Source organism: bacterium, from assembly GCA_030647005.1.
GTDB lineage: Bacteria > Patescibacteriota > Patescibacteriia > JACPHY01 > JACPHY01 > JAUSKG01.
On the sequence record JAUSKG010000009.1, the window covers coordinates 1 to 13,099 of the forward strand.

The window sequence follows — 13,099 nt, forward strand, 5'->3', positions numbered from 1 at the left end:
TGTCTTCGCTCTGTTGCGCGGGGATCGTTCTCATGGGGCATCCCGTACTGGAGTGGGGGGGGTACTGCGGAGACAATACGTACGCTCGGCACTCGGTGTGGCAACCCGTACTGATTGTGTAGTGTGGATGCTGTCCGAAGATTGCGCGAGAGCGCAAAAAATGCCGCTCCCTGATGTACATCGGGGAGCGTTTCCTTATCTCCATAACAATACGCGTATGCACACTCGTCTCCATCTCCATCTTCTTCAGGCGCGCTACTGGGAGTCCCCGTATGCAATAGAAACCGCACGGGCACTCATCGAACGAAAAAATACAAATATGACGCATCTCCTCACCCGATATCTCTCCAACCGCGAACGTATGGAGATGCCACAGGCGCGAGTGCTCCGGGCGACTATCTCCGTCACTCGTGCGGCAACGGCATCGCTCCTCGCGGCACCGTCGCGTCGCGCGCTTATGCTTCACGAGGCGCATGCCGCACGCGCATATTGGCGATCGTATGGAATGCTTGCTGGCGTGCGGGACGATTGGCGACGTGTCCATCCTCATGCGTCCGATCACTGGAACGCCTCACTGAACATCGGATACACCATCCTCGCACGAACCATCCAACGCACGCTCCGCGCGCACGGACTCTGTGCGGGTATCGGTGTTCTCCACGCGCCAATTGAAGGACATGAGGCACTGGTGTACGATTTTGAAGAACTTTTCCGGCAGCCCGTCGTTGACAGCGCCTTGCTTCCCCAGTGGAGTCGAATGCACGGACAGCCGATGAAACCGGACACAGTGGTTGTACGTATTGAACGCCGATTGCAAGAACGAACCCGATACCAGAAAGAGTGGTGGCGGATCATTGCGGTGCTCGATGCGGAAGTTGCCGCATACGCAACTGCGCTCCGACAGGGTATGCAGTACGTCCCGTATCAACACTCATGGGCACACTGGACGCATGTGCCCGCACAATGATGGACAGTTCGACGACGCGTAAAACCCTCGGATTATATCCGAGGGTTTCGTTGTTTCAACCGAGTACGAGTTGTCACACGGTGGCGCTCGCCGACTTCCCCTGCGCGCTGTACCCATCCCTCCCACTCCAGTACGGGATGCCCCATTACGGCGACACCGCCGGCCTCACCTGCGAGTACCCACCCCTCCCACTCCAGTACGGGATGCCCCATGAGAACGATCCCCGCGCAACAGAGCGAAGACAGAACACCGAGAGGAGCGATTCTTAGAAATGAGAGTACGCAATCAATCTTTTGGCTCTCCCATTGCTACGGGCACTCCTTAGGGCACTGATGGGCTTCCCCGATACAGAGTAGGATCCACGACTCGGTCGTGGTATTCTCTTCTTTCGAAAAGAACGGGATTTCCCCCCAGACCTGCGGCAAGACGTCTGTTTCCGAAGAAACAACCGCCACCGCCGTGAGGGCCAGCCGGATACGAATCCCCACCAAAAGGCGGGCGGCTGGATCACCACCGAAGTGACGACACTGGCACTGTGACACAGGGGAAAGGGCGTGTCAAGGCGGTGGTTTCCCAGTTTGTTGATCTATAGACATCACGCCATGAAACAGTACTGTACTATAATGGACCCAAGAAAAAAGATCACCCTATAGGAGTAAATATGATGGATTTCGTATACTGAAAATCCTATGCGGAAAACCTTCACTCCCACATAGAAAGCGGCGGTCGCACTCGAGGCGGTCAAAGGCCAGAAAACGATGGCGCAGCTCAGCAGTGAGCACGCGGTCCACCCAACGCAGATTAGCGCGTGAAAGAAACAGCTCCTCGAGAACCTCGCCACGCTCTTCGCGCATAAGCGCAAGCAGGAGCACAAGACCACAGGCCGAAGGATCAACGAGCTCTACCAACTCATCGGCAAACCGAAAACCGAACTCGAGTGGTTGAAAAAAGATGCAGCCATTTACCACCATACGAGCTGTTCGCGCAGCTCCTCGAAAACCTTCAGTTTGTACTTCATCGTCCGAATGCTGCTCACTAACCGCGCGGCCTTTCCTTCGCGTTCTGCACGGAGCTCCTCCTACGCCTGCGCGAACGCGAGGCGATGACCGTGGAGACGATACCCGCGGAGGGATCGCTGAATGTTTGGCGTGGACATACTTGAACTCAATTTCCTAGCGCAAAAACAACCTCGAGTGTACGGGGGATGTGTTGGGTGGTGCCGGAGGTACTACTGCTGCACCATGTGCTCCTTGATGTACTTCTCGATCGCGGCGACCGTTTGATCCTTGTGCTTTGGATCACTCTCGGCAACCCACTTGGCGAATGCGTAGAGATGCTTCGGATCGGCATTAACCCACTTGCCGTTCGTCGAGAGAAACACGAACAGCGAAGTGACCGCGATACGTTTATTGCCATTGAGGAACGGATGATTTTTGATGAGGAGGTAAAAAAGGATCGCTGCTTTTTCTGCAATCCCATGGTAGAACTGGCCGCCTTTGTGCCCCGCAAACGGCGCCGCGAGACATCGCTCCAATGCGTGTGGTGTCCTGGTTTGAAATGCGGGAAACGGCTCATCCCACGTCATGACGCGCTGCGCCAACGCGAATGCAATATGCTCCACCTCAACGACGGTGATCGGCTTCGCGCGCATACGATGATGCCCCTCGCCTCATTCTCGGGCGAGGAGATCCAACGTCTCGCCGTATTCGCGGACAACGCGCTGTACCGCTGCATCAATCTGTTTCCTTCGCTGGATGGTCAGCGATGCACCGAGGATTTCCGGCACGTTGCTCCTCGCAATGCGGTACGCTCGCCCCACCTTCTCGGCACGAATCTGTCCCTTCTGAATCTTCTTGAATACCGCAATGCGGCTGACGCCGAGCAGCGCGGCAAGTTCGGTGGTGGTGATGTAGGGCTTCTCATGCATGTACATATACGATACACGATGTTAACCGTGAAATCAATGGTTAACCAAGATGTATATTCTTCGCTCAATTCAGACAAAAAACTTACGAACGCTCCGCCGCCTCCCATAGTAGATCGAACATGGTTGTGAGCGTGGCGGCGCTCTCGGGGCTGGAGAGGAGGGTCATGGTGTTCTCTTTGCGGGTGGTGATGAAGACGACTTCGTTGCCGAAGATGATGGTGGATGCGGGGAGATCAATGCCGGACGGGAGGAGGCGCGACTCGCGGAGCTGGGCGGCGTCCTGCTCGATGATCTTCCGTGCGGTTCGGGAGTCCTTGATGAGATGCTTGGAACGGATGCCGCGGCGCACGCGCTCGGCGACGATGCGCTCCACGAGGTACTGCTCGTGGACGAACTCGGTGAACCCCACGCCGGCGGTGAGGTTGCGGTACTCCGTGACACCGGAGTTGAAGATGCGCTGCCAGAGCTGGCGGAAACCGTCCGATCCCTCAAAGAGGGTGACACCGGCCTGTTCATGTACGGTGCCACGCAGCGCCTCGAGCTTGGGGAGCGTGTCCGCGAACAGGCGTGCCCGCGTGCGGAATCGCGCATCGAGCTCCTTGGGGTCCTCTGCGGTGTACACGCTCCCGCGCTTGCTCTTGCCGAGCTTGAAGTGCCCGCGCCGGCGAAGGTCCTCCAGGATGGGATAGAGCGTCGTGCGTGGCAGCCGCGTGCGGCGCGAGAGCTCGAGCACTGATGTTGCGCCGAGCGTGAGCCCCGCCAAGTACACCCGCGCCTCCTTCTCATCGAATCCAAATGCCGTGAGCGCGTGGAGGAGTTCGCGTTCGTCTGCGGTGTGGGAGGATGCCATAGAGTGTATCAGGTCATGGATGCATTTGCTCTGAGCATAGCACTAACCGCGAGAAGTGTCGAAAAGTTCGACATTCAGGACACCCCTCCCTCCCTAGCCCTCCCTCCCCCCGAGTACGCGGAGAGGGAGGGGATCAAAGCAAGCAGCACACCCCGTGGATGAACCACGGGGTGTGCGACAGTATCGATCTCCAATGCGCCCACCAGGAATCGAACCTGGATCTCGGGCTCCGGAGGCCCGCGTTCTATCCGTTGAACTATGGGCGCAAACGCGCGAGGAGTGCCATTCCAGTATACCAACCACTTCGGAACACCATATCATACATCGGCGGATGCGTCACCATCTCTCCGCCAAACCCCTGCTTGAATCGGGTCATACCGGACCAGGAGGACGGCGTAGCGGAGGTCTTCAGACCTCCATCTTCCTGATGGCGTGATGTATCCGATGACCCGTCCGTGGAAACCTGAAGGTTTCCGCTACGCTCGGGTGGGACGACACCACCGAAATCATACCAGCGCATGCCTGCCTCCTTCGCGTGGGACATCGCGATCCAGTGGAGGAGGTGCGGTGCCATGTGCGCGCGGTGTTCGTACGAGGACCCGCCGTGGAGATACGTTGCGGTGTCGCCGTGGTATGCGATGATCGCGCCCATGAGCGGAACGCCCTCACGCTCGGCAAGGAAGAGCGACGTATCCGGAAGCGTCGCGAGCATCGTCTCGTAGTACGCACGCGGATGCGTCTGTATCCGTTGCCGTGCAGCGGTGTCTCGGAGGAGGGACCAGAAGATATCGAAGTCCCCCGCCGCGTCATTTCGACCGAGTCCGCCTCCTCCATCGTCATTTCGACCGAGTCCGCCTCTTCCATCGTCATTTCGACCGAGTCCGCGAGCGGAGAAATCTCGTCCAGCGTCTGCAGCCCCATCTGCTTGACGAGATCTCTCGACTGCGCTCCGCTCCGCTCGAGATGACGGAACGAGAGAAACCGTTCTCACCACCACCCCTCGTTTTTCCGCGAGGCGTACGTTGTACCGATGTTTCTCATGCATCCCCGCGAGCACCGCATCGAGTGACGGCTCGAGGTTCACCCGCCAGGTATGCTGGGGCTCGACCTGACGGCGGAGGACGGCGGGGGTGACGAGTTGCGAGTTGCGCGTTGCGAGTGGTGTGGAGCACTCTCCGCGCCAGAACATCGCTCCCGTTTTCCGTGCGCATGCGCTTGCAGCTTGCAGCTGTCGGCTTGTAGCTTCGCCGCCTCGCGGCGAGTAGAGGTAGCGTTGCCCAAGCGGCAGCGGCAGCTCGATCGCCAAAACACCGTCAACGCGATGCGTGCGGTGTCCGAGTGCTTGCTGGAATTGCTCCCATCCCGCTGATTGCAAGAGGTCGTCCATACTCTCATCACCACTCGCACACATACTATCCCCTCCCGAGCTCCTGGAGCGCGGCCTTGAGTCGCTCCTCGGGTGTGCCGTCGTGCGGGATTCTGCGGATGATGTCGCGGACTTCCTTCGCCTTGTACCCGAGCTTCTCGAGCGCGCTGACGACATCGCCGTTCGTTCCGGTCGCAGACACCCCGGCCAGTGCGTCGCTGGACACGGTCATCTTCCCTCGGAGATCAATGACGACGCGCTCCGCGGTCTTGCGGCCAATGCCGACCACCTTGGAGAGGTACACGACATCTTCGCGCGCGATGGCGTCGCGGATGTCCTGCGGCTCGCCGAGCGAGAGGATGCCGAGCGCGCTCTTTGGCCCCACACCCGAGACGGAGATGAGCTGGAGGAAGAGCTGGAGCGCGTCCTGCGTGGTGCACCCGAAGAGCTCGCGCCGATCCTCGCGCACGACCTCATGCGTGTAGAGTTCAACGCGATCCCCCACCCGCATACGCTCGCGCACCGGAGCGGGCACGAGCACGCGGTACCCCACATCGTGGAGCTCCACGATGACGCTGTCGGCGAGCTTCGCCTGGATGGTTCCGCGGAGGAAGGCGAGCATGAGCAACCTACTTACTCCACTTCTTTGCGAGCTCCACGAGCAGGTGGACACCGAAACCGGTGGCACCTTTGCCGCGCCAGGGCTTGGGCTGGGTGTCCCAGGCGGTGCCGGCGATGTCGAGGTGTACCCAGGGGCGGCCTTCCGCGAACTGCTCGAGGAACGCTGCGGCGGTGATGGAGCCGCCGGCGCGATCCATCTTGCCGAGGTTCTGCCAGTCCGCGACGTCGCTCTTCACCTCGCGCGTGTAGGCATCGCCGAGCGGCATGTGCCAGGAGCGGTCGCCGGAGCGATCCACGGCCTCCTGCACCTGCTTCTCGAGTGCGCTGTTGTTCGCGAAGTGCGCGGCGTAGTGGTGACCGAGCGCGACGACGCACGCACCGGTGAGCGTGGCGAGATCCACGATGGCCTTGGGCTCGTACTGCTGCGCGTAGCCGAGACCATCGGCGAGCACGAGGCGACCCTCGGCATCGGTGTTGAGGACTTCGATGGTCTTCCCGCGCATGGTCTTCACGATATCACCCGGCTTCTGCGCGCGGCCACCGGGCATGTTGTCCGTTGCGGGAATGATGCCCACGATATTCGCCTTGAGTCCGAGCATACCGATCGCGCGCATCGCACCGAGCACCGCGCCACCGCCGCACATGTCGTAGCGCATCTCGTCCATCGCGGCAGACGGCTTGATGGAGATACCACCGGTGTCGAACGTGATGCCCTTGCCGACCAACGCACGCCACGTGTCCTTCGCGTGGGCATCGCCGCGCCACTCGATGACGATGCACTTCGGCGGCGTTTCCGCGCCACGCGCCACGCCGAGGAGTGCGCCCATGCCGAGCTTTTCCATCTCGGCCTTCTCGATGATTTTCACGGTGAACCGCTTGTCTGACTTCGCAATGCTCTGCGCCTCTTTTGCGAGGTACGTCGGCGTTGCATCGGACGACGGCATATCGCCAAACCGCCGCATCCAGTTCATGGACTCGCCAACGATGGTGCCTTCCTCGATACCCTTCACGAACTGCTTGTCTGCAGCCGCGGTGAGCGGGCCGACGATCATCTGCGTGGGCTCCGGAAGTTTCGCCGCCGGATCGGACTTGTACTCCGCGAAGTGGTATGTGGAGACGAGCACACCCTTCGCGGTAAGCGCGCCAAGCTCGTGGGGTTTGACTCTCTTGAGGTACGCCGCGGGGAGCACGAGCGCGTAGCGCGTCACGCGCGTCGCCTGGAGCGTGCGCGCTGCAGTGCCCACGATGTGCTGCCATTCGATGATGGAGACATCCTTCCCCTTGCCGGTGCCGATGAGGAGCACGCGGCTCGCGGGAATCTTACCGGCGGTGTAGAGGTTGCACGTCGTGTGCTCCTCGCCCTTGAAGTCGCCCGCAGCGAGCGCGGCGGCGAGCTGACCGTCGAGCGCGCGGTCGAGTGGTTTGTACGCAGCCGGAAGCCGTGCGCACTCCGACTCGGAGAGCGGGACGATCACCGCCTCCACCTTCTCGAAGAGCGGCGCGTCGAGCGTTGTAGTGTACTGCATAGAAAAATGGAGCAAAACCTGCACCTTTCCATGGAAACGATGCACATGCTGGAGGCCTAAAGACCTCCGCTACACGGGCAGCGTACCACGCCCTCCCTCGCGCGCAACGTGAAGCCCCTCCACTTGGTAGCGGAGGGGCCGATCGGCTAGACGCCGAGGGAGAATGCGTCGCGGAGGAACGCACCGCGCGGGTCGAGGCAGATGTAGAGACCGATGCCACTCCGATGCTGGAGGAAGACGGCGGAGAAGCCCTCGTGCCCAACGTGATTAGGAGGCGACGCGGTCGCGTACTTGATCGCCGCGTACGATTCGAGGCGCTCGACCCAGACGGCGACGAGCACCACCGACGGGATGAGGACGTAGAGCGGCTTGTCACCGGCACTGCTCGTGTACCAGTTCCTAAAACGCTTGACCTCGAAGCTGAGCGAGGTGATGATCAGGCGGTGCGAGGCCATCTCCAGAATCGTCTTGAAGCACACACCGCCGAAGGCCTCGATGATCTCGTGCGCGTAGGGAGATGTGTGACCGCGCAACGCAAGTTCCAACGTTCTCATGTCTTCCCTCCTCTTCGCAGCCGACGACGGAGCCACGCGTCCTTCTTCAGCGCGAGACGATAGACCGATGGTCCAAACACGACCCCCATCATGAAACAGAAGATCACGGTGAGCGTCTTGTGCGACACATAGAGCGCAAGGAATGCACAGCCAACCATCAGCACGAGGGTTCCTCCGATGACCGCGACGGGGAGCCACCAATCGCCTGTAAAGAGCTTCGACACCCGCATAGGGCGCCTCCTTTCGGGAATACCGTATCATTCCTTCCGCGCGATGTCAAGGGAGATGGGGGCGGAGGCGATGGTTATGGCGTGGTGAGCTGCTGCCGTATCCGCTCCCCCTCCAACTCCCCCTCTGGAAGAGGTGGAGAGCAAAGCAACGGTGCCGCGCTCGATGGTGACGTGGTGTTCTTCGATCGCGCGTTGGAGCTCGATGTCGTCCGTGTGGTAGGTGACGGTGATCGCGTCGGACGGTGCGAGGCCCATGTCCTTCCGCAGGCCGTTCACCTTGCGGATGAGCTCGCGCACCATGCCCTCGCGCTTGAGCTCGGGGGTCATCGCAGTGTCGAGACGAACGCCATCCTTGAGCGCAGGATCAATGAGGACCGTTTTGACGTTGAGCTCGTCGGCGATGAGATCGGTGAACGCCGGGATTGCCGCGTCACTCGATGACTCGCTCCTCGCAATGACAACAGGAATGAAGAGCGTGGCCAACGGTTGGCGGACGGGGATACCGGCTTGATCGCGGGCTTCGAGGCCGAGGGAAACGAGGGCGCGTACCGCGTCCATGTTTTGGAGGAGTTCCGCGTCAGTATTTGATACAAGTGGCGCATTGGAATCCCACATAGTGAGATGCACGGAATCAGACCACCTCTCCCCCTCTAACTCCCCCTCTCCCCGAGCACGCGGAGAGGGGGAGGATTTTAATATCTGCCAGATGTGCTCAGCGGTGAACGGCGCGAATGGTGCGAGGAGCACGGCGAGGGTTTGGAGGGCGGCGGTGAACGTCTGCTGCGCGCCGTTGTCACCGGCTTTCAGCCGCTCGCGACTGCGACGGAGCCACCAGGTGGAGAGATCGTCTGTCGCGTCGGTGATCGCGCGCGCGGCCTCGGTGATCTCGTAGGCATCGAGGTGCTGCGTGACGTCCGCGTGGAGCTTTGCGAAGCGGGCGCGGAGCCAGGAGTCGAGGAGCGCACCCGCGTCGGTATTGGCCGGGATTGCTTCGGTCGCGCTGCTCCCTCGCAATGACAACCACTGCGCGCCCGCGCCACCACCGTGTAGTTCCCAGAAGGAGAGCACATTGAGGAGCGTGCCAAAGGGTTTTCGGGAAATGAGTGTGAGGTCTTGCTCGTCAAATGCCTTGGCATCCCAGGGCTGGTTGACCGTGAGCATGTACCAGCGCACGACATCGGCGCCGTAACGGTCGAGCATCGCATCGGGATCCACGATGTTCCCCTTGGACTTTGACATCTTCTTGCCCTGCTTATCGAGCAAGTGGCCGAGCACGATGCAGTGCTCAAAAGGTGGCGCGTCCTCACCGCGCGCGGTTGCCACGGCGAGGAGCGTGTAGAACCACCCGCGGGTCTGGTCAATCGCCTCCGCGATGAACCCCGCGGGCTTTGGCGCGCCATGGTCATCCGCAAGGCCCTCCGGCACCGGCTCAAACGGGTAGTGGTGCTGTGCGAACGGCATGGAGCCGGACTCGAGCCACACGTCCACAACCTCGGGGTAGCGCATCATGGTGCCGCGACAACCGTCTTTCGCGCACGGCCAGGTAACGGTGTCTATAAACGGCCGGTGCACGTCGAACTCGCCGCGATCGTTGATGAGCGCGCCGACGAACGGGAGCTCGTGCGGGGCATCGTACTCCGGATACGGCACGCGATCAATGCCGCCGCGCGTAAGGCCGGAGAGCGCATGCTCGATGAGCAAGAGCCCGTCGCCGTGTGTGCACACGAGGATCGTCTCGCCCGCATGCGCTGCGTCGAGTTCCCTGAGGTACGCGAGGAGACGGGTACGCAGCGCATCCCACGTCTCGTTCACGCCGTCGTCTTTCGTGAACTGCTCCGTGCGCGATGCGAACTGCTTGTGGTGTTCGGAAACGGGTCGGCCATCGAACGCCGGAAGGTCAATCTCGCGGAGCGCGTCAACGTACTCCGGCGTCACGCCGACCGCCGCGCCGACGATAGTCGCGGTCTGGCGCATGCGGAAGAACGGCGACGCGACGATCTTCGTGATGCCCTGCGCCTTGAGCAGCGTTGCGGCATCGTGCACGCGCGCTTCGCCCGCAGCCGTGAGCGGGTACTGGTCACTCGTCTCCACCTTGGAGCTGATGATGTTCCGCACGTTTGACTCGGACTCGCCGTGGCGCATGACGATGAACCGATTGCGCTTGCGTGCGCGCGCGAGGAGCTCCGCGAACGATCCGAGGACCTCGTTCGTCGCGCACGTGTCACATCGCCAGATCGGCATCGGCGCGCCCCAGTATCGCTCGCGCGTGATGGCCCAGTCCTTGAGCTCGCGGAGCCACTCGCCCATGCGGCCGGTGCCGATGTGCGCGGGATGCCAATCCACCTGCGCGTTGCGGGCCTGTACCTGCTCGCGGATCTTGGACATCGTAATGAACCACGACGCGCGGGCGAAGTAGAGGAGCGGGGTCTTGCAGCGCCAGCAGAAGGGATAGGTATGCCAGATGGTCTCGTCGCGATAGAGGAGTCCGCGCTGGCGGAGCTCTTCGCGGATGTCCGCATCGGCAGCTTTCGCAAACTTCCCCGCGCCCGGCAGGCCCGCCGCCATGGTGCCGTGCTCATCCACGGAGTACGTCACGGGAATACCGCGCTCCGCGAATCGGAAGTCGTCCTCGCCATACGCCGGCGCGATGTGGACGATGCCCGTGCCTTCCTCAAAGGAAACGAAATCCGCATCGAGCACCTGGTACGCAGATGGGTGCGCGACGGTGTCTATCCGCGGGTAGAGTGGTTCGTAGCGCAGGCCGATGAGCTCGGTGCCGCGGAGCGTCTGCACGACTTCCGCATTCTCACCGAGCACGCGCGTCACGAGCGGCGCGGCGAGAAGGACGTACGCCGTCCCCTGGCGCACGACCGCGTACATGCCGTCTGCGGCAATGGCGAGCGCGCCGTTGCCCGGGAGCGTCCACGGGGTGGTCGTCCAGACGAGCATCGAGACCTCCGCCGCGCGCGGGATGTCGAACGTGTGGTGCGCGATGGGGAACCGCACGATGACCGACGAATCCTCCGTGTTATCCTCGTACCCCTGCGCGACCTCGTGGGAGGAGAGCGGTGTCTCGCATCGCGGACACCACGGGACGATCTTGTGACTCCGCGTGAGGAGTCCCCGCTCGTGCACCTGCTTGAGGAACCACCACACGCTCTCGATGTAGCTACTCTCGTAGGTGATGTACGGATCGGTCGTGTCAATCCAGAATCCGATGCGCTGCGTCAATCGCTCCCACGCGCCCTTGAACTCCCACACGGAATCGCGGCACTGCGCGTTGAACGCCGCGATGCCGTACTGCTCAACCTCGCGCTTCGTCTTGAGGCCGAGCTTCTTCTCAATCTGGAGCTCCACGGGAAGTCCGTGCGTGTCCCAGCCCGCCTTGCGCCGCACGCGGTACCCGCGCATGGTCTTGAAGCGCGGGAGGACATCCTTGAACGTACGCGCCTCCACATGGTGGAGTCCCGGTGGCGCGTTCGCCGTCGGGGGACCCTCGTAGAAAACGAAATCACCGTGCGGCGCGTCACGTTCGAGCGACCGCGCAAAAACCCGCTCACGCTCCCAGAGCGCGAGGATTTCCGCTTCTCGTTCCGATGGAGTTTGCTGCGCCATAGGCGACTCCCATCGTACCCCGCACACGACCGCGACGCAATGCGATGTGCTACGCTGTCCGTGTATGCCGCTCACAATCCAGTCCGACTTCACCCCCACCGGCGACCAGCCCCGCGCGATCGCGCAGCTCACGGAGTGGGTGACGAACGGCTCCCCGCACATGACGCTCCTCGGTGTGACGGGATCGGGCAAGAGCTTCACGTTCGCGAACGTCATCGAGCGCACGGGCAAACCCGCGCTCGTCATCTCACCGAACAAGACGCTCGCGGCGCAGCTCTACAGCGAGCTCAAGCACTTCTTCCCCACGGCCGCCGTGCATTACTTCGTCTCGTACTACGACTACTACCAGCCCGAAGCGTACAAACCGCAGACGGATACGTACATCGAGAAGGAAGCGATGATCAACGAGGAGATTGATCGCCTCCGCCACGCGTCCACGCAGTCACTCCTCACGCGTGATGATGTCATTGTTGTGGCGAGCGTCTCGTGTATCTACGGCCTTGGGTCGCCGGAGGAGTACGAGCGATCGCGCATCACCGTACACGTCGGCGACCGCTACGCGCTCCGCACGCTCCTCACGCAGCTCGTCGGCCTCCAGTTTGAACGCAACGATACGGACCTCAGCCGCGGGACGTTCCGCGTGCGCGGTGACACCGTGGAGATCTACCCCGTCGCATCGGACAAGGATTGGGTACGCATCGAGCTCGACGGTGACCGCGTAGAGCGCATCGCCGTCCGCAACATCAGCGGGACGGTGGATGCCCTCACGAGCATTGACGTATTCTCGGCGACGCACTACGTCGCCCCGCATCGCGACGCGACGGCGATCCACGTGGCCATCCGCGATGAGCTCGAAGCGCGCCTCCGCACGCTCCGCGCCGACGACCGGCTCGTGGAGGCCCAGCGCCTGGAGCAGCGCGTGCGCTACGACCTCGAGATGCTCGAGGAAACGGGCTACGTCCACGGCATCGAGAACTACTCGCGCTACTTCGACGGCCGCGCATCGGGTCAACCCCCATTCACGCTCATTGACTTCTTCAACCATGCGTACGGCGGCACGCGGCGGGATTCCTCCTGGCTCTGCTTCATTGATGAGTCGCACATCACGATCCCCCAAGTCCGCGGCATGTACGCGGGCGATCGCTCGCGAAAGCAGACGCTCATTGACTACGGCTTCCGCCTCCCGTCGGCCGCGGACAATCGCCCGCTCCGGTTTGAGGAGTTCACCGCGCGCATCCCCCAGACGGTCTACGTCTCCGCGACACCGGACGAGTACGAGCTGACGCAGAGCCGCAAGCAGCGCGAGCGTCTCGTCGCCGAGCAGCTCATCCGACCGACCGGACTCCTCGATCCGGTGATAGACATCCGGCCGACCGAGCACCAGGTACAGAATCTCATCGCGGAGATCACCGCGCAGATCGCCAAGAAACAGCGCACGCTCGT

At 61.9% G+C, this 13,099-nt stretch carries 12 protein-coding genes and 1 tRNA gene; 2 read left to right on the forward strand and 11 right to left on the reverse strand.

Annotation, left to right across the window (positions count from 1 at the left end; translation table 11 throughout):
• Window positions 1-217: 217 nt before the first annotated feature.
• Window positions 218-967: a CRISPR-associated endonuclease Cas1 gene (cas1, locus tag Q7S96_01030; GenBank protein ID MDO8462845.1), complete on the forward strand. Its 750-nt coding sequence runs from the start codon at window positions 218-220 to the stop codon at window positions 965-967.
• 647 nt (window positions 968-1,614) lie between these two features.
• On the opposite strand, the gene Q7S96_01035 is transcribed toward cas1, so the two are convergent.
• From Q7S96_01035 to Q7S96_01085, 11 genes are all read right to left on the reverse strand, one after another.
• A complete protein-coding gene (locus tag Q7S96_01035; protein MDO8462846.1) occupies window positions 1,615-1,938 on the reverse strand; it encodes a hypothetical protein in 324 nt (107 codons plus the stop codon).
• A gap of 257 nt (window positions 1,939-2,195) precedes the next feature.
• Window positions 2,196-2,618 carry a type II toxin-antitoxin system death-on-curing family toxin gene (locus Q7S96_01040; protein ID MDO8462847.1) on the reverse strand — a complete coding sequence of 141 codons (423 nt, stop codon included), beginning with the start codon at window positions 2,616-2,618 and terminating at the stop codon, window positions 2,196-2,198.
• An 18-nt stretch (window positions 2,619-2,636) separates the two neighbouring features.
• On the reverse strand, window positions 2,637-2,900 hold the full coding sequence (locus tag Q7S96_01045) for an excisionase family DNA-binding protein (protein ID MDO8462848.1): 264 nt from the start codon (window positions 2,898-2,900) through the stop codon (window positions 2,637-2,639).
• Between the two features lie 76 nt (window positions 2,901-2,976).
• Window positions 2,977-3,744, reverse strand: a complete 768-nt coding sequence (locus tag Q7S96_01050) for a helix-turn-helix domain-containing protein (protein ID MDO8462849.1) — start codon at window positions 3,742-3,744, stop codon at window positions 2,977-2,979.
• Between the two features lie 194 nt (window positions 3,745-3,938).
• A tRNA-Arg gene (locus Q7S96_01055) sits at window positions 3,939-4,010 on the reverse strand.
• Window positions 4,001-5,131 (reverse strand): peptidoglycan bridge formation glycyltransferase FemA/FemB family protein, encoded by a 1,131-nt coding sequence (locus Q7S96_01060; GenBank protein MDO8462850.1) that lies wholly within the window; start codon window positions 5,129-5,131, stop codon window positions 4,001-4,003. Before Q7S96_01060 ends, Q7S96_01055 begins: the two co-directional genes overlap by 10 nt.
• Before the next feature lie 25 nt (window positions 5,132-5,156).
• The gene (gene ruvA / locus Q7S96_01065) at window positions 5,157-5,732 is read right to left on the reverse strand and encodes a Holliday junction branch migration protein RuvA (GenBank protein MDO8462851.1); all 576 of its coding nucleotides are present in this window, start codon (window positions 5,730-5,732) and stop codon (window positions 5,157-5,159) included.
• A gap of 7 nt (window positions 5,733-5,739) precedes the next feature.
• Window positions 5,740-7,257 (reverse strand): leucyl aminopeptidase, encoded by a 1,518-nt coding sequence (locus Q7S96_01070; GenBank protein MDO8462852.1) that lies wholly within the window; start codon window positions 7,255-7,257, stop codon window positions 5,740-5,742.
• A gap of 146 nt (window positions 7,258-7,403) precedes the next feature.
• Window positions 7,404-7,811 (reverse strand): hypothetical protein, encoded by a 408-nt coding sequence (locus Q7S96_01075; GenBank protein MDO8462853.1) that lies wholly within the window; start codon window positions 7,809-7,811, stop codon window positions 7,404-7,406.
• Window positions 7,808-8,041 (reverse strand): hypothetical protein, encoded by a 234-nt coding sequence (locus Q7S96_01080; GenBank protein MDO8462854.1) that lies wholly within the window; start codon window positions 8,039-8,041, stop codon window positions 7,808-7,810. Before Q7S96_01080 ends, Q7S96_01075 begins: the two co-directional genes overlap by 4 nt.
• Window positions 8,042-8,068: 27 nt before the next feature.
• Window positions 8,069-11,656: a class I tRNA ligase family protein gene (locus Q7S96_01085; GenBank protein ID MDO8462855.1), complete on the reverse strand. Its 3,588-nt coding sequence runs from the start codon at window positions 11,654-11,656 to the stop codon at window positions 8,069-8,071.
• A 64-nt stretch (window positions 11,657-11,720) separates the two neighbouring features.
• Between Q7S96_01085 and Q7S96_01090 the strand changes: the two genes are divergently transcribed.
• On the forward strand, window positions 11,721-13,099 hold a 1,379-nt coding region (locus tag Q7S96_01090; GenBank protein ID MDO8462856.1), incomplete at its 3' end, for a DEAD/DEAH box helicase family protein.